We start from the raw sequence: 25,465 nt of genomic DNA, 5'->3' as shown, positions 1-25,465 counted from the left end.
TCTGCACGGTGCCTATTTGATGATCCCTTCTTCCTTCAGAAACGCCGCACTGAGCGTGGCGTGCTGCCGCGCGATCGGCAGCAGGGTCGGATAGAACTGCACGAAGGTCGTATCCACCGCGCCGTGGGCCGCGTGGCACGAATAACACGATGCGGTCGTGGGGATCTTTTCCGCGACGGCGCCGCCATCGAAGCCGAAGAAGGCCCAGCCTCCCTTGAAGCGCGCGGTATCTTTCACATGCACCTCGACACCTTGCACGTCGCCCTTCTGGTAATGGCCGTGCTGGTTGATCGATCCGTTGCTGGTCGAACCGCGCAGTTCCAGCACGATCTGCGTCTTGTCGGGCCAGGTGCCGGTACGGAGGAACTCGCGGTAGCTCTCCGGATTGACGAAGGTATTGTCGAACACGGGGTCGCTGTTTGGCGCCTTCTCGCTGTAACTCATCCCCAGGCCCGAGCTCAGGTAGACCCATTCGCGATAGTCGGCGGGCAGCATCAGTTTGTCGTCCGCGGTGTAAGCGGGAGCGTGGGTGTTTGCGGTGATGGCATCGCGGGCGACGGCCAAAGTCGGCAGCGCGACGGCGATCGAAAGCATCAAGTAAATGGACCGAATCTGCACGCGAAGCCCCCAAAGAAGTGTGGGAGCAGTGTGCTGCGGGAATGTGTGCCGCGAAGGACGCGCTGCCGACGATTCCGGCCAAATATCAGCTGGAGAAGCGCTCGCGGTACTCGTGGGGCGTTGCGCCGTAACGCGTATGGAACGCGCGGCGGAACGCATCGGCGCTGTTGAAGCCCACGCCGGCGGCGATGCGTTCCACCGACGCGCGACTGATGGTCAGGCGCATGCACGCCTGCTCCAGCCGCAGCTTCTCCACGAACCGCGCTGGCGTCATGCCGAAGGTCTCGGCGAACACGCGGCGGAAATGGCGCGCGCTCATCGCGACCTGTTCGGCCATGCGCTCGATGGTCAGCTCGCCATCGAGGTGGGCCAGCAGCCAGTCCACCAGCGGCCCCATGCGCCCGTTGCCCTGCGCCTGCGCCGCCAGCGGTGCGGAGAATTGCGCCTGATTGCCTGGCCGCCTCACGTACATCACCAGTTGGCGCGCCACGCTGAGGGCAGCGGGCGCACCAAGATCTTCCTCCACCAGGGCAAGCGCAAGATCGATGCCGGCGGTCAATCCGCCGGCCGTGGCGAAACGTCCATCGCGCAGGAACAACCGGTCCGGTTGAATGCGCAGGTCAGGATAGCGACGCGCTGCATCGTCCGCGTATCGCCAATGCGTGGTAACCGCGCGTCCGTCGAGCAGACCCGTCGCCGCAAGAATGTACAGCCCGGTGCAAACCGATACGACGCGCCGTGTGAGCGCCGCCCGCTCGCTTAGCCAGCCAAGCAGTCGCGCGTCGCCACTCATGCCGTGGCGGGCGGCCATGCCGCCGGGAATCAGCAGCGTATCCAGCGGCGGCGCATCTTCCAGCGTGTGCTCGGGCACCACCAGCAAGCCGTTCTCCGCACGCACCGACTGCGTGCTCAGGCCGATGACGCAGAGCCGATAGGCCTGCGGCCCCGGCGCAAACGCATTAGCCGCGCCAAACACGTCCAGTGGACCGACGAGATCGAGTGCCTGCATATCGTCGTAGGCGAGCAGGCCGATGGTTCTGGTGGAGGGCTGGGCATGCATCGTGGGCGCATCGTAACTGCGCGGGCTTTTGCCTTGAGCGATGCAGCGTCCGCGCGCGGTCAAGGTGCCCTCATCATTTTCTTCGTTCGTCCATGGGAATTTCCACACCGCCAGTCGAAATCGCATCGCGCACGCTCAGTCGGATGCTTCCGTTCTCTCCCTTCCACACCGTTACCGAAGGAGGCGAAAAACGATCAGCTCACCCGCGCCTGCCGCACATAACGCGTACCCAGCAGCACATCCCACAGCGGTGTGGTCACACCGAAATTGCTGTCGGGATGGTAGTGGTGCACGTGGTGGGCGCCGGCCCAGCGGCGCAGTAGCGGTTGCTTGAAGCGGACGTGGTGGATGGTGAAGTGGGCCAGGCCGTAGAGGATGTAGCCGAAGGTGATGGCGCCGGCGAGCAGCAGGGCGAAGCCGGTGGGCATCAGGGCCACGAACACGCCGGTCAGGGCCAGCAGGATGAGCGGGGGCAGGAAGAACGGCAGGGAGTCGTAGCCCAGCGGGTGCTGGTGATGCAGCTCGTGGCCTTGTGCGAACAGCGGGATGCGGGTGTGGAACATCCAGCGGTGGAAGAAGTATTCCACGAAGCTGAAGGCGAACAGGCCCAGCGCGATGGCCAGCGTTCCCAGTAGTGCACCGGGGTGGCGGCGTGCGCCTTCAACCATCAGGACGACGCCCAGCACCACGTCCACCGCCAGTTCGCCCCAGTAGTTGGTGCGGGTGGAGGACATCCGCACGATCGCATCCACGCCGTTGCGCACAGGGTTTCGCATCATCGCTGCATGGTTCCGTGATCGTGCAAGGGACGTCGAGGCCGTTGTCGGCCCGGGACCCGCGCATTCTCCCATGTCACCCGTGGTGACGCATCACGGAGCGGGGGGATTCGCGCCCGCCCTTCATGTCCCATCAATGCGACAGCGCGAAGCTGGTCAGGATCGTGGCGGTCTGCTCGGGCTTTTCCAGCATCGGCATGTGATTGCAGCCGCTGATGACGCTGGTGCTGATGGCGCTGGCGGACACCAGGCCGTTGCGCAGGCTGTCCAGCGCGGAGATGTCCACGACCTTGTCGTCGTGGCACCACAGGCCGAGCACGGGCATGGTCAGTTGGCTCAGGCGCTGCTGCAGCGACAGGTATTGCGAGGGCTGGCGCAGCGTGTTGAAGCTGCTTTCGATGAAAGCGCGGTCACGCTGGTTGCGCGCCACCAGCACGTCGGCAAAGCGCCCGGCCAGTTCGGGCGGCTGCGTGAATGCCAATGCCATGGCGCGCTCCAGCCCCGCGCGGTTGTCGAACACGAACGGGTTCCTGCCGGCCGCAGCGTCGCGGGTGAAAGCGTTGCCCGCATTCTTCAGGCCGAAGCTGTCCAGCAGCGCCAGGCCGGCGACGTGGTCGGGGTGCTCGCTGGCGTAGATACCTGCGATCGCGCCGCCCATCGAGTGGCCGGCCAGCATGAACTGGCCCAGGTGCAGCGTCTGCACGAACGCATCCAGCCGCGCCGCCTGCGCCTCGATGGTGTAGCTGGCCCCGGCCACCTGTGAGGAATCGCCCCAGCCGGGCAGGTCGGGGATGATCAGGTGAAAGTGCGGCGTGAGCTCCTTCGCCACCTTCAGCCACTCGGTCTTGTCCGCGGCGAAGCCGTGCAGCAGCACGATGGTGGGGCCTTCGCCGCCTTCGTAATACGCCCAGCGGGTATCGCCGGCCTGCACCGCATGCACCTGCAGATGCGCCGCCATCGCCTCGCGTTTGAGGTTGGCCTGCAGCAGCCACTGCGGCGCGAACAGGTAGCTGCCCCCCAGCACGATCACCAGCAGGCCGGCCAGCCAGGCCAGGAATTTCAGCCGCCGAAAAAGCATGCGTTTCCAGAGGGGAGTGGTGGTGTCTGGTGATGACGGCATGGGCGGTTTCTTGGAGGAGGAGTCGGAGAGGTGCGGCTCCCTCCCCTGCATCGCAGGGGAGGGTTGGGGAGGGGTCAGCTTTTGATCTTGATGGGAGATCAAGAGCTTTGCCCCCTCACCTGAAGGATTCCCTTCGGTCACCAGCCTCCCCCTGCTGCGCAGGGGGAGGAGCAATCAGTGGTTCGCTTTCTTCGCCTTGGCGATGATCGACTCCACCGCCTGCTGCGTCAGCGGGTGGTAGCCGGCCTTGGCCTTGGCGTAGACCTGCTCGGCATAGGCCAGGCCTTCAGGCGTTTTCGCGAAGGCCTTGTACAGCGGCGTGGTGAGGTAGAGCCGGCCGATGCGGATCATGTGCTCGGCGGCGGCGGGCCACACGGCCTTGTCGCCGGCGGCGATGGCGTGGCTGTACCAGCGCATGCCGATCTCCGCGTTGGGCGTGCCGGTGAGGTGCCAGGCGGCGTCGAGTTGCTGCATTTTCGCCAGCGGCGGCGCGTCGGGCAGGCGGTCGAGGAAGTACATCCACTCCTGCGTGTTCCAGCCCCTGGCATCGAGTTTGGCGGCGGCCAGCGTGCCGGCCAGGAAGTCGCCGCGCTGCTTGTCGATCGCGTCGAAGCGCGGCGAATCGGGCAGCGGCGCATCTTTCGGAATGCCTTCGCCGTAAACCCAGGCGTTCACTTCGTCCCAGCTCATCTTGCCGGGGTATTTCTCGATCAGGTTCGGTTTCAGGTAGTCGAGCATCTGCTCGGTGGTGATGCTCTGGAACGCGAAGTGGTCGAAATAGCCCTTGAGGTAGGCGTCGAAATCGGCGCGACCGAAGCGCTGCTCCAGCGTGCGCAGGAACCACGAGCCCTTGTCGTAGGCCACGTCGGACAGCGAATCGTCGGCACCCACGCCGCGCGGATCGGGCGCCAGCTTCTGCGCGTTGGCCGGCATCGCGGCAATATCCTTCTGCAGCGCGCGCGCCGACAGCAGCGCTTCCTCATCAGCCAGCGGCTTGCCGTACAGCGCCTCGGTGATGCGCCCCTGCACGTAGGTGGTGAAGCCCTCGTTGAGCCAGATGTCGCGCCACGACGCGGCGGTGATCAGGTTGCCCGACCAGGAATGCGCCAGCTCGTGCGCCACCAGCGACACCAGGCTCTTGTCGCCCACCAGCACGGTGGGCGTGGCGAACGTCATGTTGGGGTTTTCCATGCCGCCGTACGGGAACGACGGTGGCAGCACCAGGATGTCGTAGCGGCCCCAGCGGTACGGGCCGTACAACTGCTCGGCGGTGGCGATCATCTTCTCGGTGTCTTCGAACTCGTGCGCGGCCTTGGCCACCACCGACGGCTCCGCATAGACGGCCGAACGCGGGCCGGTTTCCTTTGCCGCGATATCGCCCGCGCCGATGGCCAGCAGATACGACGGGATCGGGTGCGTCTGGTTGAAGCGATAGTCGCCGTCCAGCGGATGCCTGGCGTCGTTCGGCGCGCTCATCACCACGCGGATGTCCTTCGGCGCCGTGACGTGGGCGTCGTAGGTGAAGCGGACCGCCGGCGAATCCTGCAGCGGTACCCACGAGCGGGCGTGGATCGACTCGGACTGCGAGAACATGAAGGGCAACTTCTTGTCCGCCGTCTGCGCGGGCGTCAGCCACTGCAGGCCCGACGCGCCGGGCGAGGTGGTGTAGACGATGCGCACCTGCGCCGGATGCTTCGGCGTGGCGATGGTGAGCTTGCTGCCCAGCACCTTGTCGCGCGGCGCCAGCGCATATTTCAGCGGCGTGGTCTTGCCGTCGCTGCCGACCGCTTCGATCTTCGCGATCTTCAGGTCACGCGTATCCAGCACCAGCGACTGCGCCTGCGGGTTCGTCCAGTCCAGCTTCAACGTGGCCTGGCCATCCAACTGCTTGTGCGGGAAATCGATATGGAGATCCAGATCCAGATGGGTCACCCGCACCTGGTCGGGCTGGGCGTAGGAGTTGGGATCATTGGCCAGGGCAACCAGCGGCAGCATCAGCGTGCCGAAGGCGAGGGCGGACAGGAATCGCATGGAAGGCTCCGGGCCGGCAAAAGAGCGAGTATGCCACCGCCATGTCGATGACGGCCCGTGGCGAAAGTTGGGCGCCGGGTCAATACAGATCGATCGGATCCACATCCAGCGACCAGCGCACCCGCCGCGCCGAGGGCAGCGCGAACAGCGCGTGTTGCCATGGCCGCAGCATCGCACGCAGTACGCTGCGCTGGGTGCTTTCCAGCAGTAGCTGGCCGCGCTGGCGGCCCGCGCGCAGGGGCATTGGCGCCTGCATCGGGCCGGCGATCTGCAACGCGTCCAGCTCGGGCAGCAGCGCCCGCGCGTCGCGCAGGAAGGTGTCGACGTGTTCGCGTTGGGGCGCGTCGGCGCGCAGCAATACCTGGTGGCTGTAGGGCGGCAATTGAATCTTGCGGCGCTCGTCCAGCAGGTCGGCAGCGGCGGCCGCGTAGCCGCGTGCCAGCAGATTGCGCAGCAACGGGTGTTCCGGCTGATGGGTTTGCAGCAACACACGGCCGGGCTTGCGGGCGCGACCGGCGCGGCCGGCCACCTGCACCACCAGCTGGGCCAGGCGTTCCTCGGCGCGGAAGTCGATGCTGTGCAGGCCTTCGTCCACGCCTACGATCGCCACCAGGGTGAGGTTGGGCAGGTCGTGGCCCTTGGCCAGCATCTGGGTGCCGACCAGGATGGCGGGGGCGTCATCCTGCAGTTGCGCCAGCAGCTGCTCGAACGCATCGCGGCGGCGGGTGGTTTCGCGATCCACGCGCAGCACCGGCACCTGCGGGAACTGCGCCACCAGCGCCTCCTCCAGCCGCTCGGTGCCCTGGCCTTGCGGCTTCAGGTCGCCCACGCCGCACACCGGACACACCTGCGGCATGCGCTGGCGGTGATCGCAGTGATGGCAGATCAGCTGGCGCCGGCCCGCGTGCAGGGTCAGTGGTCGATCGCAGTGCGGGCAGCCGGCATGCCAGCCGCAGCTGTGGCACAGCAGCACCGGCGCGTAGCCGCGGCGGTTGCGGAATACCAGCGCCTGCTCGCCGCGCGCCACGGTGTCGGCCACGGCGGCCAGCAGCGCGGGCGACATGCCGTGCTGCAGCCGCTGCATGCGCATGTCCACGATCTGCACCTGCGGCGGGCGGATGGCGCCGGGGCGGGCGCGCAGGTGCAGCGTGCGGTAGCGGCCGGCGGCGGCGTTGGCCAGCGATTCCAGCGACGGCGTGCCCGAGCCCAGCAGCACCGGCACGCCCAGCGCGCGCGCGCGCACCAAGGCCAGGTCGCGGGCGTGGTAGCGGAAGCCTTCCTGCTGTTTGTAGGCGCTGTCGTGCTCTTCGTCGACGATGATCAAACCGGCTTGCGGCAGCGGCGTGAACACGGCCGAGCGCGTGCCCAGGATCACCCGCGCGCTGCCGGCGCGGGCGCGCAGCCAGGCGCGCGCGCGGTCGCCCTCGGACAGGCTGGAGTGCAGCACTTCCACGATCACGCCCAGCCGCTGGCGCAGCCGCCGCACGGTCTGCGGCGCCAGCCCGATCTCCGGTACCAGCAGCAGCGCCTGCCTGCCTTGCGCCAGCACCTGCTCGATCAGGGCCAGGTAGACCTCGGTCTTGCCGCTGCCGGTGACGCCGTCGAGCAGGAAGGGTTGGTAGTCGCCCAGGGCGGCGCCCACCACGGCCACCGCCTGTTGCTGTTCGTCGTTGAGTTGCGGTGCGGAGGAGGCGGGCAGCGCACGGTCCGCGGGCGCCCGCTCGCTGCGCTCCAGCAGGCCGGCTGAAGCCAGCCGGCGAGCAGCCTCGCGCCACCCTGGCTGGCGTTCGGTCAGCTCCTGCGCGCTCAATGCACCGTCGACCAGCAGGGTCAGCAGCGCCTTGCTGCCGCCGCGGCGGCTGCCGGCGTCATGGGCGCTGCGACCGGCCAGGGTCAGCGACCAGTATTCGTCGCCGATCGGCGGCAGCGGTTTCGGCTCGCGCAGGGCCAGCGGCAGCGCGTTGGCGTAGGCCTCGCCCGGCGCGCCGAGCCAATAGTCGGCGGCCCAGGCCAGGGTCTGCATCAGTTCGGGGTCGAGCAGCGCGTCGTCGTCGAGCAGGCGCAGCGCCTGCTTCAGCCGGCGGCTTTCCACGGCGGCTTCGGCGTCGATCGCCACCACCACGCCAACCAGCCGCTGGCGCCCGAACGGCACCAGCACCCGCGCGCCCACGCCGGCCTCACCGACCGCGGGCGGCAGGTAGTCGAACAGGGCGGGCAAGGGCACCGGCAGGGCGACGCGAAGGACGGCGGGCATGGGTTACCTCGTGGCGCACCAGTGTAGCGGCGGCACCGGTCGACCCCCAGGTTTCGCCCGCCGCGATGGCAGGCAAATCGCATGGATCGAGTTGCGCCACTTTGCTGCCCGCCTATCGAGGAAGCGGGGGTAAGTGACTAACCGCTGGCGGTTTTTATGCTTATCCACAAGAGCTGTGGATAAGTCTGTGGATGCAGCGGGGAGGGGGTGCCCCGAAGCGCGCCGTAGCGCCTTTTTGGTCACCTTGACCATGTTTTGGTCAGGCAAAAAAACATCTGTTATTTCAACAACCTGCAAATTCGGTTGGGGCAGGGTTCACACAATTGTCATCGCCCCCGAAGGCGCCTTGACAGTCCCGTTACGCTGTGCAAAACCCGCCATGACAGCCGTCTGAAAGCGACCTCAATGGGCTATGCCCAGCGCCGCGGCAACCATCAGCGCGAACGTCAGCAACCAGAAGTAGCACCAGCCGATGAACCAGAATTTCAGCACCGTCATCGGCCAGCCCTGGTGGTACATGCGCTTCTGCATGAGCAGGAGGTAAGCAGGGATCCACAGGATCAGCGCGGCCTGCACCCAACCCAGTGCGGTGCCGGTCCAGGCCGCGTGCGGACGAAGCCAGGTCGACAGCATGCCGGTGAGGGTGATCAGCAATAGGGCCAGGAACATGAAGGCATGGCTGTGCAGGGCCACGATCAGGTGCTCCATGTAGAGCCGCCGGCGGAAGACATAAAACAGCTTCAGCAGGCCGGCGAATACCGGGATCAGTATGAACATGGACGCCGGCAGCTTGCCGAACACGCCATTGATCATGCGTTGCTTGGCTTCCGCGCGCTCCACCGGGTCGTCGCTGTCCTTCATGGTGCGCCAGTTGTCGTGCATCCGGTGCCCCAGCTCGGTCAGATGCGCATTCACCGCATTCGGCAGCCAACTGATCCGCACGGGCTTCGATTCCCCGCCATCCACCTTTTTCGCCGCATGGTCGTTTTCCCCCTGCTGCACGGGTTTCGCCACCACCTCACCGCTCAAAGGCGCGGCGAGGGAACGGGCCGGTATCGGCGCCGCGCCAAGTGCGACCAGGCGGCGGCTGGCCTTCTGCTGCAGCTCCACCGCGGAGGCGTCGAGCCGTTCCAGTGCCTTGGCAGGCAGCACGCCGGTGTCTCGGGCGGCGCGCAGTCCATCCAGCTGGCCATGCAATGCCTCGCGCACCTCCGCCGGACTGTTGGCTGTATCGATCGCCGTGCTCTCCACCTTCACCAACGGGAAGTCGTGGGCGTCGATTTTGCTGGTGAACCGGTTGATCGCCAGATGCACCACGAAGAACGACAACAGGCACAGCACGAACATCAGCCGGAACGGCGCGATGTACGGCACGCGGCGGCCGGCGAAGTATTCCAGGGTGAGGAAGCCCGGCTTCAGCAGCAGCGGCGGCAGCGTCTGCACGATGCGGCCGTCGATGTGCAGCACCGTCTCCACGGTTTCCTCGACCATGTGGTGCATTGGTTTCAGCACGCTGTGGATGGACTGGCCGCATTCGTGGCAGAACTCGCCCTGCATCGCGGCACCGCAATTGGCGCAGTGCACTCCCTCGTAGCTGGTCAGTTGCTTCATCGCGGTCCCCATCCGGTGCAGCGGGCGATTTTCGCACAGGCCGACCGGCACACGGGCGTGACCTGTGGCTCCGCTAGAATGGCCGCCCCCAGAGCCCGTGCATCGATGAAATCCTTCCGTCCCGAGCGTGCCCGCCTGCTGCATGAGGTGCGCGCCACCGTCCATCTTGCGCTGCCGTTGATCGCCGCCCAGCTGGCCGCCATCGGCAGCAATGTGATCGACGCGCTGCTGGCCGGCCACGTCAGCGCGCATGTGCTGGGCGCGGTGGCGGTGGGCGCCAGCATCTGGTCGCTGGCGATCGTCAGCGGCATCGGCATGATGATGGCGGTGCCGCCGTCGGTGGCGCAGCTCGATGGCGCGGGCCGCCGGGCGGAAGTCGGCGCGGTATTCCACCAGGCGCTGTGGCTGGCGCTTGGCATGGGCGTGTTGCTGTGGTTTGCGGTGCGCCATGCCGCGCCGCTGATCGACCTGATCGGGGTGACGCCCAGCTTGCGGGACGAGGTGCAGCGATTCCTGCTGGCGATCAGCTGGGGCGCGCCCGCCTTGACCTGCTATTTCGCGCTGCGTGGGCTGTCCGAAGGGCTGTCGCTGACGCGGCCGTCGATGTATTTCAGCCTGGGCGGGCTGGTGTTGCTGGTACCGCTGGGCTACGTGTTGATGTTCGGCAAGCTGGGCATCCCGCCGCAGGGCGCACACGGCTGCGGCGTGGCCACGGCGACCGTGCTGTGGCTGGAGATGCTGGCATTCGGCTTCTATGTGCTGCGCCATCGCAACTACCGCGGGCTGGGCCTGTTCGACCGTTTCGAACGGCCGCACTTGCGCCGCATCGGCGCGCTGATCCACATCGGCCTGCCGATGGCGGTGTCGCTGCTGGCCGAGGCCGGCCTGTTCGTGGCCACCGCGCTGATCATCGCCACGCTGGGCGAGGACGTGATCGCCAGCCACCAGGTGGCGCTGAACATCGCCTCGCTGTTCTTCATGATCCCGCTGGGGCTGGCCATGGCGATCACCGTGCGGGTGGGCAACGCGGTGGGTCGCGGCGATGCGCGCGGCGTGCGTTATGCCGGTTTTTGCGGGATCGGGCTGACCCTGGTGACGCAGCTGTTTTCGGCCGGCCTGATGCTGACCCTGCCGCATTACATCGCCGCGCTCTACACCAATGACCCGAAGGTGATCGCGCTGGCGATGCAGCTGATCATGCTGGCGGGGCTGTTCCAGTTTTCCGACGGCATCCAGGTGGCGTCCAATGGCGCGCTGCGCGGGCTCAAGGACACCCGCATCCCGATGGCGATCACCCTGTTTGCGTACTGGATCATCGGCATGCCGGTGGGCTGGTGGCTGGCGTTCCACCATGGCCTGGGCGCGCGCGGCATGTGGATGGGACTGATCGCCGGGTTGTCGGTGGCGGCGGTGATGCTGTTCGTGCGGTTCTGGCGCAGCGCCTGGAAACAACGCTGGCGCGTGCATGACCACGGCGGCCCGACCGGCTACGCTGCCACTTTGACCTCCGTGGAAGAACGCGCATGACGCCACCGCCCCCGTTCCGTCGTCGCCGTGGTTTCGGCGCGTTCCTGGCCACGCTGGGGCGCGGCATCAACGTGGTCCGGCTGGTGATCATCAACCTGGTGTTTTTCGGCGTGCTGTTCGTGCTGCTGTTGCTGGTGACGGCTGGCATCGCCGGCAGCCGCATGCAGCGCTCGGTGGAGGATCACAGCGTGCTGGTGCTGAAGCTGGATGGCCAACTGGTCGAGCAGTACAGCATCGACCCGATGCAGCGCACGCTGGCGCGACTGTCCGGCGAGGACCCCAAGCAGGTGCAGTTGCGCGACCTGGTCGGCGCCATCGACGCAGCGGCGACCGACCCGCGGATCACCCGCATCCTGCTGCTGCCCGATGGTCTGCAGGGTGGCGGTTTTGCCGCGCTGCGCGACGTGGGCGCGGCGCTGGACCGCTTCCGCGCCGCGGGCAAGCCGGTGATCGCGTGGGCGGTCAATCTCGACCAGGGCCAGTACTACCTCGCCGCCCACGCCGACCGCCTGCTGGTGGACCCGCAGGGCGGTGTGATGCTGACCGGGCTGGCCAATTACCGGCTGTTCTACAAGGACCTGCTGGACAAGCTGGGCGTGGACGTACACCTGTTCCGCGTGGGCGAATTCAAGAGCGCGGCCGAGCCGTACATCCTCGACCACGCCTCGGCCGAGTCGAAGGCGGCGGACAGCTACTGGATGAACGGGCTGTGGGACCGCTACCTGGATGAAGTGGCGGCGCTGCGCAAGATCGCGCCGGCAACCCTGCGCGACGACATCGACCAGCTGCCGCAGCACATCGCCGGCACCCAGGGCGACCTGGCGCAACTGGCGCTGAACCAGCATCTGGTGGACGGCACCGCCACCCGCGCGGAACTGATCGCGATGCTGCGCAAGCAGGGCGTGCCGGCCGACAAGAAGGGCCATGGCTTCCGCGAGGTGAGCCTGTCGCATTACGCCGCCGCCCAGCCCGATCGCGAGGATGCACGCGCGCCGGGCGTCACCGTCGTGGTGGCCGAGGGCGAGATCACCGGTGGCAAGCAGTCGCCCGGATCGATCGGCGGTGAATCCACCGCGGCGCTGATCCGCGCCGCGCGCGAGGACAACAAGACCAAGGCGCTGGTGCTGCGGGTGAACTCGCCCGGCGGCGAGGTCTACGCGGCCGAGCAGATCCGCCGCGAAGTGGCGCTGACCCGCGCGGCCGGCATTCCCGTGGTCGTCTCGATGGGCAACGTGGCGGCCAGCGGCGGCTACTGGATCTCGATGAATGCCAACCGCATTTTCGCCGAGCCCAACACCATCACCGGCTCGATCGGCATCTTCGGCCTGTTCTACACCGTGCCCGGCACGCTGGCGAAACTGGGCGTGCAGAGCGACGGCGTGGCCACCGGCCCGATGGCCGGCGCGTTCGACATCACCCGCCCGCTGGACCCGAACGTGGGTGCGGTGATCCAGGCCATCATCAACAAGGGCTACCGTGATTTCGTGGGCAACGTGGCCAAGGCGCGGGGGCAGAGCTACGCCGCCATCGACGCGATCGCCCAGGGCCGCGTGTGGACCGGCGAGCAGGCGCTGAAACGCGGGCTGGTCGATCAACTGGGCGGCCTGCAGGACGCCATCGCCGATGCCGCCACGCGCGCCAAGCTGGGCAAGGACTACGGCGTGCGCTACCAGGAGACGCCGCTGGGCGGCATCGAACGCTTCATGCTGGGGTTTGGCCAGAATGCCACCGTGCACACGCTGCAAAGCTGGGGCGTGCACCTGCCGCGCTGGTTTGCGCAGTTGCCGGCGATGTCGGGGCCGCTGCGGCTGTTGCGCAACGCGGAGGCGGGCAAGCCCAACGTCTACGCCGACTGTTTCTGCGCGCCCTGGTAAGCAGCGCGCCGCGCCCTCAGAGATCGTGAAAATTCGACGGGCGGGCGCGGCGTCGGATTATTCCTTCCCCTGCGAAGCGGGGGAAGGTGCCGACTGTGAAGGCAGGATGCGGAAGCGAACGGCGAAGCCGGCCCGATGGGCGTGCCGCAGGAGCGGCACGTAAGGCGGATGGGGGCGCTCTTGATCCTGCTTTTGCACTGCGAAAAGCACCCCCATCCGCCCTGTCGGGCACCTTCCCCCGCAGGCGGGGGAAGGAAGAACACGCTTCACAGGATCTCAGGCCGGCGTGGCCGCGTAGTAATCGCCATGCCGCTGCACCTGCACCGGCATGCCGAATGCCTCGCTCAACGTCGGTCCGGTGAGCACCTCGGCCTTGCTGCCCTGACGCAGCACGCGGCCCTCGCGCAGCAACAGCACCTGGGCGATCTCCGGCACGATCTCCTCCACGTGATGGGTCACCAGCATCAGCGTGGTACCGCCGCGGGCCAGTTCGCGCAGGTTCTCCAGGAAGCGGCGGCGGCTGGCCATGTCCAGCCCCGCGCAGGGCTCGTCCAGCAGCAGCGCGCGCGGTTGGTGCACCAGCGCCCGCGCGATCAGTACGCGGCGCGCCTCGCCGGTGGACAGCGTGGCCATCGGCCGACCGATCAGGTGCGCCGCGCCGATCTGCTGCAATGCCTGCTGCGCCTGCTCGCGCATGCGGTCGCTGACCTGGTGATCCAGCCCCAGCCCGCGTGCGGAGAAAAAGCCCGACACCACCGCGTCGAACACTTCCAGCGGCGCGTCACTGGTGTAGTCGAGTTGCAGCGCAGGCGACACGATGCCCAGCAGCTGGCGCAATTCGCTGACGTTCCAGCGGTCACGGCCGAACACGCTGACGTTGGGACCGCCGCCGTCGGTACGCACCAGCGGATAGAGCTGGCGTGCGATCAATTGCACCAGGGTCGATTTGCCCGAACCGTTGGCACCCAGGATCGCGGTGTGCTGGCCCGCGTCCACCTGCAGGCTGAGCCGATCCAGGATCAGCCGTTGGCCACGCATCACGCTGGCGTTGTCGATGCGCAGGACCGAGGCGCCGGCGGCAATGTCGTGGGGCGGGGGGATGACGGACAAACTCATGCGATGGCCATGGACGGGGACGGACGGCCATTATCGGCGATTGCGGCGGGCGGCCAACCGAAAATCAAAAGCACCCCACCCCAACCCTCCCCTGCGTTGCAGGGGAGGGAGCAAGAGCGGCGGGCTCTAGCTCCTCCCCCTGCGCGCAGGGGGAGGTTGTGAGGGGGTAGCCCGGGCTGGCGGGAAGTTCAAAAGCGACCCTTCAGGTGAAGGGTTGCCCGCGCTGGTTAGGTGAAGGGTTGCCCGCGCAGGCGCCGGGCTTATTCGGTCGCCGCGTCGATCTGCTTGCGCTGCTCGGCCGCATGGTCGTCCACGGTTTTCTGTACGTCACGGGCGCGCTGCTCGCTGGCCTTCAGCGCATCGAACGGCGTGCTGGCCTGCGGCTTGGGCGGGTCACCGGGCGGCGGCGCGGGCGTGCCGGAGCAGCCGGCCAGGGCGAACAGGCACAACAGCGGCAGGGCGATGGTTTTCATGCGCGTGATCCGTCGACGGCGGTAAGCGTCGAGTGTTGCGCCGGTGGCTGGCTGGCGGCAAGCCGTCGTGTAAGCTTTCGCGCATGAATAGCCGCATCGACGCCTGGCAGCTGCAAGGCCACACCGCCCTGATCACCGGTGCCAGCAAGGGCATCGGCTACGCCACCGCCCGCGAGCTGGCCGGGCTGGGCGCCAACCTGCTGCTGGTGGCGCGCGACGAGGATTACCTGGAACAGGTGCGGGTGGAGCTGGCCGATGATTTCCCTGCCAGCGAGGTGCTGGCGTTCGGCGCCGACCTGGTCGAGCCGGAAGACAGGCTGGCCGTGTTCGACTGGATCGCCGACCTCGGCGCGCCGCTGTCGCTGCTGGTCAACAACGTGGGCGGCAACGTGGTGAAACCCACGCTGGAATACGGCGAAGCCGAATGGCGCGGCATCTTCGAACAGAACCTGGTTTCCGCGTTCGAGATGTGCCGGCTGGCACATCCGCAACTGGCGCAGCACGCGCATGCGGCGATCGTGAACGTGGGATCGGTATCCGGCGCGACCCACGTGCGCACCGGCTCACCCTACGGCATGAGCAAGGCCGCACTGCACCAGCTCACCCGCAACCTGGCCGCCGAATGGGCGGTGGACGGCATCCGCGTCAACGCGGTGGCACCGTGGTACATCCGCACGCAGCGTTCGGAGCCGGCCCTGCTGGATGAGGATTACCTGGACGAAGTGCTGGAGCGCACGCCGCTGAAGCGCATCGGCGAGCCGGAAGAAGTGGCCGCGGCCATCGCCTTCCTGTGCCTGCCGGCAGCCAGCTATGTCACGGGGCAGGTGCTGGGGGTGGATGGCGGCTTTCTCAATTTCGGGTTTTGAGGCCCCAATGGAGCCGTGAATGGGGAATAGGGAATCGCAAAAGCGTCGCGCGCCAGCGCCCGCGCTTCAGCAGCCCTTGTGGGAGCGACTTCAGTCGCGATGCCTTTACGAATCCCGAATCCCGAATCCCGAATCCCGGCTCCAAAAGCATCGGTGCGTCTCTCAGAACCGCACCTCATGCTCCTCGGCGGCGAAGCCCAGGGTGACGGCGCCCTCGCCCACGTTGACCATGCCGGTGATGCTCATCGGCGCTTCGGTCAGTTGCACGCCGGTTTCCGCGCACGCCGCGCGCAGCTCGGCATAGCCGGGCAGCTGCGCCAGCACGGCCAGGTCGCCGCCGTAGCTCACGCACATCGCCGGCACCAGCAGGCCGGCGCGCACGCGCCGGGTGGCGTGGTCGAACAGCATCTGCGCGCCCTGCTCGAAACCGCGGGCCTTGCCCACCGGGCCGGTTTCGCCGCGATGGCATTGCAGGATGGGCTTGATGTCCAGCGCCGAACCCAGCATCGCGCTGACCAGGCCCACGCTGCGATCATTCTTTTTCTTGGCGCGGGCGCGCAGGTAGTACAGGTCGCGCGGCAGCATGTAGCCGTAGGTGTTGTTGGCCACGTGCAGCAGCCGCTCGCGGATCGCGGCCGGGGGCTCATCGGCGTCGATCATCCGCACCGCCTCGATGGTGGCGGGCCCTTCGGCGGCGAAGAGGTTGCGTGTGTCGATCACCCGCATCATGAACGGCCCGGGCACGCCGGCCTGTTTGCGCACCTCGCGATAGCTCTTGAGGATGGCGAAGCTGGCGCGGTTGACGTGGTCGAAGATCGGGCTGCGGGTGGCGGTGATGGTGAGGCAGAACACGCAGTCCTGCTCCAGTACCAGCCGTTCCAGGAACAGGTTCTCGATCTGGCGCACCGAGCACGGCTCGGTTTCCGCCGAATGGCTGCGGCTGCCCAACTGGCGATCCAGGAAACGCCGGATCTCGGCCGGGTTGCGCTCATCCAGAAACGTCTCGTCGTCCACCTTCACCGCGATCGGCATCACCACGATGTTGTGTTGTTGCAGGAAAGCCTGCGGCAGATCGCAGGACGCATCGACAGCCAGACCCATGCGCATCACGTTGTCCCCGGCTACGTGTAACGCCTTCGAACATAGCATGTGGCCGTGAATGCTGGCGCTCGGCGGACCCCTGCCGGCTGGCGCATTAAGATGCCGGTCATCCGTTGCTGCGCACGCGTGAATACCGATGAAAGACAAGCAGGCGATCGTTTCCAACTGGCTGCCGCGCTACACCGGCACCGCACTGGATCAGTTCGGCGAACACATTTTGCTGACCAACTTCGGCAACTACGTGGAGCTGTTCGCGCAGTGGCACGGGGTGGAAGTGCAGGGCCGCGACCGGCCGATGCCCAACGCCACCGCCGACGGCATCACCCTGATCAATTTCGGCATGGGCAGTCCCAACGCGGCCACCGTGATGGACCTGCTCAGCGCGATCTGCCCGAAGGCGGCGCTGTTCCTGGGCAAGTGCGGCGGGGTGAAGAAAAAGAACCAGCTGGGCGATCTGGTGTTGCCGATCGCGGCGATCCGCGGCGAGGGCACCAGCAACGATTACCTGCTGCCGGAAGTGCCGGCGTTGCCGGCGTTCCAGTTGCAGCGCGCGGTGTCGACGATGATCCGCGACCTCGGCCACGATTACTGGACCGGCACCGTGTACACCACCAACCGCCGCGTGTGGGAGCACGACGAGGCATTCAAGGATTATCTGCGCCGCACCCGCTGCATGGCGGTGGACATGGAGACCGCCACCATCTTCGCGGCGGGTTTCGCCAACAAGATTCCCTGCGGCGCGCTGCTGCTGGTGTCTGATCAGCCGATGATTCCGGAGGGTGTGAAAACCGAGGCCAGCGACCGCGGCGTCACTTCGCAATTCGTGGAGGCGCACATCCGCATCGGTATCGAGGCGCTGAAGCTGGTGCGCCGCAACGGTCGCAGCGTGAAGCACCTGCGCTTCGAGGAGGACGGCGACGGCGAATGAGTCGCCGTCGCCGTCGGGTCACTCAGTAACGCGGCACGCTGGCGTCGATCTCGCGCGACCACGTGTCCATGCCGCCTTCCACGTTGTGCACGTTGCTGAAGCCGTGCGCGGCGAAGCGCTCGGCCATGGCCCGGCTGGACATGCCGAAGTGGCAGATGAAGGCCAGCGCCGTGTCCTTGGGCAGCGCAGCCAGCTGCTCGAAGCCTTCGTCTTCCAGCACCCGTGCCTGCGCCAGCGGCGCGGCCTTGGCGCGGTCCGCGGCGGGGCGCACGTCGACCAGGGTGATGTCGTTGGCGGCCAGCCGGTCCTTCAGCTGCTGCACGGTGAGCATGCCGATCTCCTGCGCGCCGGGGAACTTCAGGCTGAGGCCCTCGCCCTGCACGGTGGAGACCCAGTCGATCACGATGCCGCGGGCGCGCTGGGCGCTGGCCGGGTCGAAATGCACTTCCAGCCCGTTCGAAACCGCCACGATGTCATGGTCGCCGGCCGGTGCCAGCTGGAAGCCGGCGCTGTGATCGGGGCCGATTTCAAGATGCAGCGCCACGCCGGCCGCATTGGCCGTGCCCTGGCGGATCGCCTCGGCGGCGGCGTCGGTGATGGTGATTTCCGGCGGTGTGCGGTCCGGCGCGGCGGCGCCGAACAGCGCGTGCAACTCACCGCTGCCGTACATCTGGCGGATGATGTCGGCACCGCCCACCAGCTCGCCTTCCACATACAGCTGCGGGATCGTGGGCCACTCGCCGTAAAGCTTGATGCCCTCGCGGATTTCCGGGTCTTCCAGCACGTTGACGGTGTGGTACTCGGGCAGCAGTTCGTTGAGCGTGTTGGTGGCCGCGGCGGAGAAACCGCACATCGGCTGCTGGCGGTCGCCCTTCATGAACAGCACCACGCGGTGGTCCTTGAGCAGGGTTTCGATACGTTCGCGGGTGGGGCTGTCGAGGGACATGGGGAGGCTCCGAAAAGGGGGTAATGATACGCCGGCTGATATGTGGGGACCTTGTCGCCGATCAAGGCGCTGCGGGCGATCGCCGTGCCTGAAGGTTTGCGCGCAGCGGTATCAGCGCAGCGCGGCACGCACGGCGGGCGCGATCGCCTCGACCCAGGCCGCGTATTGGGCGCCCGATGGATGCAGACCGTCACCGACGACATCGCCGGGGCGCTGGCGGGAGATCGTCGTGACATCGACCCAACCGGCACCGCGACGCATGGTCTCGGCACCGGCCACCGCGTTGCAGGCATCCAGTTCGGCGGCGATGACGGCGTCATCGCGCTGCGGGTCGCGGGCAAACGGGGTGACGCCCCAGTCCGGAATCGAAACGACCACGACGCGGGCAGGGCGATCGCCGGCCAGCGCGATGGCGCGCTGCAGCAAGTTGGCGAATTCCTGGTGGTACTCGGCAACCGGACGGCCGCGGTACTGGTTGTTCACCCCGATCTGCAGGGTGACCAGATCCCACGCGGGCACCAGCGCGGCGGCATCCATGCCCGCCGCCAGCTCGTCGGTGGTCCAGCCGGTGACCGCCACGATGCGCGGCGGATCGACGGCAATGCCGTCCTCGTGCAGTCGCCGTCGCAGTTGCGCCGGCCAGCTGGCATCGGCGGGCACACCTTCGCCCACCGTGTAGGAATCGCCCAGGGCGAGGTGGCGGAGCGGCATGGCGGCAGCCGGCCCGCCGGTCATCAGGCGGCGGCGCTGGCGACTTTGCGTCGGGGCTGCTCGCTCGCCATGCGCTCCAGCACCCGGTCGATGCGCACGAACACTTCCATCAGTTGCGCCGGCGGCGGCAACAGAGTGAGCCGGAAATGGTGGCTCCTGGGCACGTTGAAGCTGCTGCCGGGCACCACCAGCACCGACTCCTCCTCCAGCAGACGCAGCGCGAACGCGTTGTCGTCGAACTCGCCAAAGCTCTCGGCGCGCACGCGCGGGAACGCGTACAGGGCGCCGGCTGGGGCCACCAGGTCGAGGTGGCGGCTGGCGGCCACGCCTTCCATCACCAGCCGGCGCGCCTCGTGCAGACGGCCGCCGGCGGCGGTCAGCGCGTTGATGGTGGGTGCGCTGTGCAGCGCGGGCGGTACGGCCCATTGCACCGCCATGTTGGCGCACAGCCGCAGCGCGGCCAGCAGTTGCAGGGCGTCGCGATAGTCGGCGGTCAGCGCGTGGCTGCCGGACAGGCTCATCCAGCCCACGCGGTAGCCGCAGGCGCGATGGACCTTGCTCAAGCCGCCGAAGCTGACGCAGGGCAGATCGCCGGCGACCTCGGCCAGCGGCTGGAACACGGCGCCGTCGTACAGCACCTCGTCATAGATTTCGTCGCACAGCAGCAGCAGCTTGTGTCGTGCGGCCACGGCCACCAGGCGCTCCAGCAGCGCGCGCGGGTACACCGCGCCGGTGGGGTTGTTGGGGTTGATCAGCACCAGCGCGCGCGTGCGCGGGGTCACCAGCGCCTCGATTTCGTCCGGATCGGGCAGGTGGTCGTTCTCCGCCAGGCAACGGTAATAGCGCGGCGTGCCGTCATTCAGGATGGTGGCGGCGCTCCACAGCGGGTAATCCGGGCTGGGCAGCAGCACTTCGTCGCCCGGCTGCAGCAGGGCGCGCAGCGACAGGTCGATCAGCTCGCTGACGCCGTTGCCGATGAAGATGTGTTCGATGTCGACGCCACGGGCGCCGCGGGCGCGCTGCTGTTCGGCGATGGCTTCGCGGGCCAGTTCCAGGCCCTGTTCGTGGCCGTAGGCGTCGCTCTGGTGCAGGTGGCTGGCGACGGCCTCGCGCAGGTGCGCGGGCGCTTCGAAACCGTAGCGGCCGGGGTTGCCGATGTTCAGCTTGATGATGTCGAGGCCGCTGGCCTCCATGTCGCGCGCGCGCCGGTTGAGCGCGCCACGGATCTCGTAGCGCACTTCCGCCAGGTGCGCACTGGGTTTGATCGAAGCCACCACCGGCATCCTCGTGAGTCAGGCCGACGCCACCGCCGGTTACCGAATGCTACCAGCGTGATGCAGTGCAGCGCGAGGTCGGCCAAGGGCCAATAAGGGGCTATCGTGCGGCGAACTGCGGGCAAGGCATAATCGCCGTGTCCTCTGATCCCCGGGCTGGCCGCCTCGACACGACCGTCCCAACCTTCCGGTTCCGCCGGACAACACAAGCAGATCCCCGCCATGAGTGACGCCGAAACCATCGAACGCCTGCGCCGTATCGGCTGGCGTGGCGATACCTTGCCCGCCGCCGGCCTGCGCCTGGCCCGGGTGGTGGCCCAGCATCGCGCCGGCTATGAATTGCATGATGGCGAGGTGCTGTTCGGCGCCCAGCCGGACGGCCGTTTCCTGAAGCGCGGCATTGACCCGGCGGAGCGGCCGGTGGTCGGCGATTTCGTCGAAGTGGCCAACGGTGCGCCGCCGCATATCGTCACCGTGCGGCCGCGTCGTACCGTGATGTCGCGGGCGGCGGCCGGCGAGCGCTACGAGCGCCAATTGATCGCCACCAATATCGACTACGTGTTGGTGCTGACCGGCCTGGACGGCGATTTCAACCCGGCCCGGATCGAGCGCTACCTGTCATTGACCGAGGATTCCGGCGCGCAGCCGGTAGTGCTGCTGAGCAAGCTCGACACCCGCGACGATGCCGACGAACTGATCGCTGCCTTGCGCGAACGGCTGCCGGCCGGCACGCCGATCCATCCGCTGAACGGCAAGGACCCGGCCAGTGCGGCCTTGCTGGCGCCGTACCTGCAGCCGGGCGACAGCGCGGTGCTGGTGGGTTCCTCCGGTGCCGGCAAATCCACCCTCACCAACACCTTGCTGGGCACGGCCACCATGGCCACCGCCGAAGTGCGCAGCCACGACAGCCGCGGCCGCCACACCACCACCCATCGCGCCTTGTTGTCGCTGCCCAGCGGCGGCTGCCTGATCGACACGCCCGGCATGCGCGAGCTGAAACTCACCGGCGAGGAAAACCTCGACCTGTTCGCCGACATCGAACTGCTTGCCGAGCAATGCCGCTTCGCCGACTGCGGCCACGGCAGCGAGCCGGGCTGCGCGGTGCAGATCGCGCTGGACAATGGCGAACTCAGCCCCGGCCGCTGGCGCAATTACCTGAAACTGCACGACGAGCGCGAGGAGCAGGCCGCCACCCTGGAAGCGCGCTTGCGCCGCCAGCGCGGGGGCCGCCCGATCGACCGCCCGCACAGCCCCCGCGGGCAACGCGAACGCGATTAGCCGAGCGCCCCATCCACAGCCATGCGAGCCTGCCGGAGTCGACCCATGTGCACCGCCCGAATCAGCCGCGTCGCCCCTGCGTTGTGCCGTCGGACCGGCAGGGCCAGGGATTGAGCACGCCGCCCGCCAGCGCGGCACAACTGCAGCGCTGCGCCGCGCTCGACCAGCGCCTGCTGGCCGCGGTGCGGGAGATCCGCATCCTGCCCACCGTGGCGTGGCCGGCCTCGCTGGAAAGCCAGATGATCCGCGCCTACGGCAACGGCCGTTTCACGCTGCCGCCGATCACCTATACGCGGCCGAAGCTGGCCGCGGCCCGGGCCGAACTGGCCGCCATCGAGGCGGCGGCGGGCGGCAACGATCCGCGGGACATCGATCCGCTGGACGATTACCTGCGCCGCACCGCCGAGTCCTGGCGCATCGCCGCCGACATGCTGGAATCAGTGGGTACCGCGGCGGTCACTGCGCCGTCGATCGCGCTGTACGGACGTCCCGACGATCCGATCCCCGGCAGCCAGCGCAGCAACCTCGATGCGGCCCGCTATTTCGTGGAACTGGCCGACGAACTGGGTGCGGACCTGCTCGCCGACGAAAGCGGCATGCCGGTACCGGCGGACGCCCTGCGCAGCGACGTGGCCGCCACGCTGGATGCGTTTTTCGGCGAGGGCGTGATCCGCGTCGAGGTCGATCCGGAGCTCACCGCCAAGGCCGCCGCCGGCGCCACCCGCATCCGCCTGCGCGGCGGCACCTGCTTCAGCGAATACGACCGCCACCAGTTGCTGGCGCACGAGGCTTTCGTCCATTCGCTGACTGCGTTGAACGGTCGCCGCCAGCCATTGCTGGCCTCGCTGGCGCGCACCTCGCCGCGGGTGACGGCCACACAGGAAGGGCTGGCGGTCTTCGCCGAGCTGATGTCCGGCGCGATCGACATCACCCGCCTCAAGCGCATCAGCCTGCGCATCGTGGCGATCGACATGGCGCTCAACGGCGCCAACTTCGTCGAGGTCTACCAGTACTTCAGCGCCTGTGGCCAAAGCGTGGCCGACAGCTTCCACTCGGCCCAACGCGTGTTCCGCGGCGTACCGCTGGAGGGCGGCGCGGCGTTCGCCAAGGACAACGTCTATCTGTCCGGCCTGCTCACCGTGCACACGTTTTTCCGCTGGGCGCTGAAGCAACGACGGATGGATCTGCTGCGTCATCTGTTCGCCGGCAAGCTGGCGCTGCACGACGTGATCTCGCTGCAACCATATTTCGATTCCGGCGCCATCCTGCCCCCGCGTTGGCTGCCACCGTGGATGCAACACATGCACGGGCTGGCGGGCAAGCTGGCGTTCTCGCTGTTCATCAACGGCATCCAGATGGAAAACGTGCAGGCCGACGAATTGTCGATCGGCGTTTAAAGCGCCGTTGTGGGAGCGGCTTCAGCCGCGATGCGCTGGATGTGTTCGAAAAGGCATCGCGGCTGAAGCCACTCCTACAGGCGAACAATGCGCAACGGTACTTTCGTAACAGGCACCTCGTTTAACCCGGTGCTAACATCGAAAAGGAATATCCGCCGCGCGGATTTCTCTGTCTTCCTCCCATAAAAAGCGCATCGATGACTCTTCCCGAAGAACTGCGTCTTGCCGCCCTCGAATATCATCGCCTGCCGCGACCGGGCAAGATCAAGGTCACCCCGACCACCTCGCTGCTGACCCAGCGCGACCTGTCGCTGGCGTATTCGCCCGGCGTGGCCGCCGCCTGCGACGCCATCGTGGACGATCCCACCTCGGCCGCCGACTACACCGCCCGTTCCAACCTGGTGGCGGTGATCACCAACGGTACCGCGGTGCTGGGGCTGGGCAACATCGGGCCGCTGGCGGCCAAGCCGGTGATGGAAGGCAAGGGCGTGCTGTTCCAGAAGTTCGCCGGCATCGACGTGTTCGATATCGAGATCGACGAGAACGACCCGGACAAACTGGTCGACATCATCGCCAGCCTGGAGCCGACCTTCGGCGGCATCAACCTTGAGGACATCAAGGCGCCGGAGTGTTTCATCGTGGAGCGCAAACTGCGCGAGCGGATGAAGATCCCGGTATTCCACGACGACCAGCACGGCACCTCGATCATCGTGGGCGCCGCGGTGCTGAACGCGCTGGTGGTGGTGGGCAAGCGGATCGAGGACGTGCGCATCGCCACTACCGGCGTGGGCGCGGCGGGCATCTCCTGCCTGGACATGCTGGTGGCGCTGGGCGTGCAGCGCGAGAACATCCTGGCCTGCGACGTGCACGGCGTGCTGCACAGCGAGCGCACCGACCTGGACCCGGACAAGCAGCGGTATGCGCGCGACACTCCCATGCGCACGCTGGGGGAGATCGTCGTCGGGGCGGACATCTTCCTGGGCCTGTCCGCCGGCGGCATCCTGAAGCCGGCGATGGTCGCCACCATGGCCGAGCGGCCGATCATCTTCGCGCTGGCCAACCCGAACCCGGAGATCACTCCGGAAGACGCCAAGGCAGTGCGGCCCGATTGCATCATGGCCACCGGCCGTTCGGATTATCCGAACCAGGTCAACAACGCGCTGTGTTTCCCGTACCTGTTCCGCGGCGCGCTGGATGTGGGCGCCACGGTAATCAACGAGGCGATGAAGATCGCCTGCGTGAAGGCCATCGCGGCGCTGGCGCGGCGCGAGTCGTCCGACGTCAGCGCGCGTGCCTACGGCGGCAAGCCGCCCAGTTTCGGGCCGAATTACCTGATCCCGCAGCCGTTCGACCCGCGCCTGCTGATCCAGTTGCCGCCCGCAGTGGCGAAGGCGGCGATGGAATCGGGCGTGGCCACGCGGCCGATGGAGGATTTCGTCGCCTACAACGACAAGCTCACCAGTTTCGTGTTCCGCACCGGCTTGCTGATGAAGCCGGTGTTCGAGCGCGCCAAGGCGGCGCCGGCGCGGGTGGTGTACGCCGAAGGCGAAGAGGAGACGGTGCTGCGCGCGGTGCAGACCGTGGTGGACCAGGGCCTGGCGATGCCGATCCTGATCGGCCGCCCCGAGGTGATCGAAAAGCGCATCAAGCGCGCCGGCCTGCGGCTGAAGCCGGGCGTGGATGTGGAAATCTGCAACATCAACTCCGACCCGCGCTTCGACGCCTACTGGCAGCATTACCACCAGTTGATGGAGCGCCGCGGGGTGACGCCGTCGATGGCCAAGGCGGTGGTGCGCTCGCGTCCCACCGCGATCGCCGCGCTGATGGTGGAACGTGGCGAGGCCGATGCGCTGCTGTGCGGCATGGTCGGCCAGTTTCCCAGCAAGCTGAAATACATCCGCGACATCATCGGCATGGACGAGGGCGTCAGCTCGGCCTCGGCGATGGCGGCGGTGGCCACCGAGAAGGGCACGTTCTTCTATCTCGACACCCACGTGCTGGACGACCCCACGCCCGAGCAGATCGCCGAAGCCACGCTGCAGGCGTCGATCCGGCTGAAGCTGTTCGGCATCACGCCCAAGATCGCGCTGCTGTCGGCCGGCAACTTCGGCAGCCGCGACTGCTGCGGTGCGCACAAGATGCGCAAGGCGCTGGAGCTGATTCGCGCCAAGGCGCCGCGGCTGGAAGTGGAGGGCGAGATGCAGGCCGATACCGCGCTCACCCCGGCGTTGCGCGAGAAGCTGTTTCCGCACTCGCGGCTGGAAGGCAAGGCCAATGTGTTCGTGTTCCCCAACCTGGATGCGGCCAATATCGCGTACAACATGAGCCGCATGCTCACCGACGGCGTGGTGATCGGGCCGATTCTGATGGGCGTGGCCAAGCCGGCGCACATCCTGATGCCGCAATCCACCGTGCGGCGGATCGTCAACATGACCGCCGTGGCCTCGGTCGAGGCGCAGATCCGCATCGGCGCCAAGGTTCAAACGACGCCCTGAGGGGGCTCG

20 protein-coding genes are annotated in these 25,465 nt (G+C 67.5%); 7 read left to right on the top strand and 13 right to left on the bottom strand.

What is annotated here, in order from left to right; translation table 11 throughout:
• Positions 1-12: 12 nt before the first annotated feature.
• From UU9_RS08300 to UU9_RS08270, 7 genes are all read right to left on the bottom strand, one after another.
• Positions 13-594: a cytochrome P460 family protein gene (locus UU9_RS08300; protein WP_007081295.1), complete on the bottom strand. Its 582-nt coding sequence runs from the start codon at positions 592-594 to the stop codon at positions 13-15.
• 109 nt (positions 595-703) lie between these two features.
• A complete protein-coding gene (locus tag UU9_RS08295) occupies positions 704-1,678 on the bottom strand; it encodes a GlxA family transcriptional regulator (protein ID WP_040670619.1) in 975 nt (324 codons plus the stop codon).
• Positions 1,679-1,872: 194 nt separating this feature from the next.
• Complete coding sequence (locus UU9_RS08290) at positions 1,873-2,457, bottom strand: sterol desaturase family protein (RefSeq protein WP_007081293.1); 585 nt, start codon at positions 2,455-2,457, stop codon at positions 1,873-1,875.
• Between the two features lie 130 nt (positions 2,458-2,587).
• Positions 2,588-3,532 carry an alpha/beta fold hydrolase gene (locus tag UU9_RS08285; RefSeq protein WP_007081292.1) on the bottom strand — a complete coding sequence of 315 codons (945 nt, stop codon included), beginning with the start codon at positions 3,530-3,532 and terminating at the stop codon, positions 2,588-2,590.
• 216 nt (positions 3,533-3,748) lie between these two features.
• Positions 3,749-5,605 (bottom strand): M1 family metallopeptidase, encoded by a 1,857-nt coding sequence (locus UU9_RS08280; protein WP_007081291.1) that lies wholly within the window; start codon positions 5,603-5,605, stop codon positions 3,749-3,751.
• A 79-nt stretch (positions 5,606-5,684) separates the two neighbouring features.
• Entirely contained in the window at positions 5,685-7,859 is a 2,175-nt protein-coding gene (locus UU9_RS08275) for a primosomal protein N' (protein ID WP_007081290.1), read from the bottom strand.
• A 402-nt stretch (positions 7,860-8,261) separates the two neighbouring features.
• Entirely contained in the window at positions 8,262-9,470 is a 1,209-nt protein-coding gene (locus UU9_RS08270) for a DUF3667 domain-containing protein (protein ID WP_040670617.1), read from the bottom strand.
• Between the two features lie 105 nt (positions 9,471-9,575).
• On the opposite strand from UU9_RS08270, the gene UU9_RS08265 reads away from it, so the two are divergent.
• Together UU9_RS08265 and sppA are read left to right on the top strand one after the other, a co-directional pair.
• A complete protein-coding gene (locus UU9_RS08265) occupies positions 9,576-10,997 on the top strand; it encodes an MATE family efflux transporter (protein ID WP_007081288.1) in 1,422 nt (473 codons plus the stop codon).
• The gene (sppA, locus tag UU9_RS08260) at positions 10,994-12,871 is read left to right on the top strand and encodes a signal peptide peptidase SppA (protein WP_007081287.1); all 1,878 of its coding nucleotides are present in this window, start codon (positions 10,994-10,996) and stop codon (positions 12,869-12,871) included. The genes UU9_RS08265 and sppA overlap by 4 nt, the downstream gene beginning before the upstream one ends.
• Before the next feature lie 276 nt (positions 12,872-13,147).
• Here sppA and UU9_RS08255 read toward each other — a convergent pair whose 3' ends face one another.
• Positions 13,148-13,987 carry an ABC transporter ATP-binding protein gene (locus UU9_RS08255; protein WP_007081286.1) on the bottom strand — a complete coding sequence of 280 codons (840 nt, stop codon included), beginning with the start codon at positions 13,985-13,987 and terminating at the stop codon, positions 13,148-13,150.
• A gap of 260 nt (positions 13,988-14,247) precedes the next feature.
• Positions 14,248-14,460 carry a hypothetical protein gene (locus UU9_RS08250; RefSeq protein WP_007081285.1) on the bottom strand — a complete coding sequence of 71 codons (213 nt, stop codon included), beginning with the start codon at positions 14,458-14,460 and terminating at the stop codon, positions 14,248-14,250.
• 83 nt (positions 14,461-14,543) lie between these two features.
• Here UU9_RS08250 and UU9_RS08245 point away from each other — a divergent pair, with 83 nt between their 5' ends.
• Complete coding sequence (locus UU9_RS08245) at positions 14,544-15,326, top strand: SDR family oxidoreductase (protein ID WP_007081284.1); 783 nt, start codon at positions 14,544-14,546, stop codon at positions 15,324-15,326.
• 162 nt (positions 15,327-15,488) lie between these two features.
• Here UU9_RS08245 and UU9_RS08240 read toward each other — a convergent pair whose 3' ends face one another.
• A complete protein-coding gene (locus UU9_RS08240) occupies positions 15,489-16,433 on the bottom strand; it encodes a DegV family protein (protein WP_007081283.1) in 945 nt (314 codons plus the stop codon).
• 130 nt (positions 16,434-16,563) lie between these two features.
• On the opposite strand from UU9_RS08240, the gene UU9_RS08235 reads away from it, so the two are divergent.
• Positions 16,564-17,355 carry an AMP nucleosidase gene (locus tag UU9_RS08235; protein WP_007081282.1) on the top strand — a complete coding sequence of 264 codons (792 nt, stop codon included), beginning with the start codon at positions 16,564-16,566 and terminating at the stop codon, positions 17,353-17,355.
• A gap of 22 nt (positions 17,356-17,377) precedes the next feature.
• On the opposite strand, the gene grxD is transcribed toward UU9_RS08235, so the two are convergent.
• The 3 genes from grxD to UU9_RS08220 form a co-directional block, all read right to left on the bottom strand.
• Positions 17,378-18,301 (bottom strand): Grx4 family monothiol glutaredoxin, encoded by a 924-nt coding sequence (grxD, locus tag UU9_RS08230; protein WP_007081281.1) that lies wholly within the window; start codon positions 18,299-18,301, stop codon positions 17,378-17,380.
• Positions 18,302-18,412: 111 nt separating this feature from the next.
• Positions 18,413-19,012, bottom strand: a complete 600-nt coding sequence (locus tag UU9_RS08225) for an SGNH/GDSL hydrolase family protein (RefSeq protein WP_040670583.1) — start codon at positions 19,010-19,012, stop codon at positions 18,413-18,415.
• 23 nt (positions 19,013-19,035) lie between these two features.
• Positions 19,036-20,295 carry an aminotransferase class I/II-fold pyridoxal phosphate-dependent enzyme gene (locus tag UU9_RS08220; RefSeq protein ID WP_007081279.1) on the bottom strand — a complete coding sequence of 420 codons (1,260 nt, stop codon included), beginning with the start codon at positions 20,293-20,295 and terminating at the stop codon, positions 19,036-19,038.
• Between the two features lie 213 nt (positions 20,296-20,508).
• Between UU9_RS08220 and rsgA the strand changes: the two genes are divergently transcribed.
• The 3 genes from rsgA (at position 20,509) to UU9_RS08205 (ending at position 25,456) form a co-directional block, all read left to right on the top strand.
• Positions 20,509-21,564 (top strand): ribosome small subunit-dependent GTPase A, encoded by a 1,056-nt coding sequence (gene rsgA / locus UU9_RS08215; protein ID WP_007081278.1) that lies wholly within the window; start codon positions 20,509-20,511, stop codon positions 21,562-21,564.
• A 110-nt stretch (positions 21,565-21,674) separates the two neighbouring features.
• Positions 21,675-22,961, top strand: coding sequence for a peptidase MATCAP family protein (locus tag UU9_RS08210; RefSeq protein ID WP_007081277.1), 1,287 nt, complete (start codon positions 21,675-21,677; stop codon positions 22,959-22,961).
• A 197-nt stretch (positions 22,962-23,158) separates the two neighbouring features.
• The gene (locus UU9_RS08205) at positions 23,159-25,456 is read left to right on the top strand and encodes an NADP-dependent malic enzyme (RefSeq protein ID WP_007081276.1); all 2,298 of its coding nucleotides are present in this window, start codon (positions 23,159-23,161) and stop codon (positions 25,454-25,456) included.
• The last annotated feature ends 9 nt before the right edge of the window (positions 25,457-25,465 follow it).

The sequence above is a fragment of the Rhodanobacter fulvus Jip2 genome (assembly GCF_000264315.1).
GTDB classification, from domain to species: Bacteria; Pseudomonadota; Gammaproteobacteria; order Xanthomonadales; family Rhodanobacteraceae; genus Rhodanobacter; species Rhodanobacter fulvus.
The sequence above is the reverse complement of the archived record's forward strand: the minus strand, read 5'-3'. Positions and strand labels throughout refer to the sequence as shown.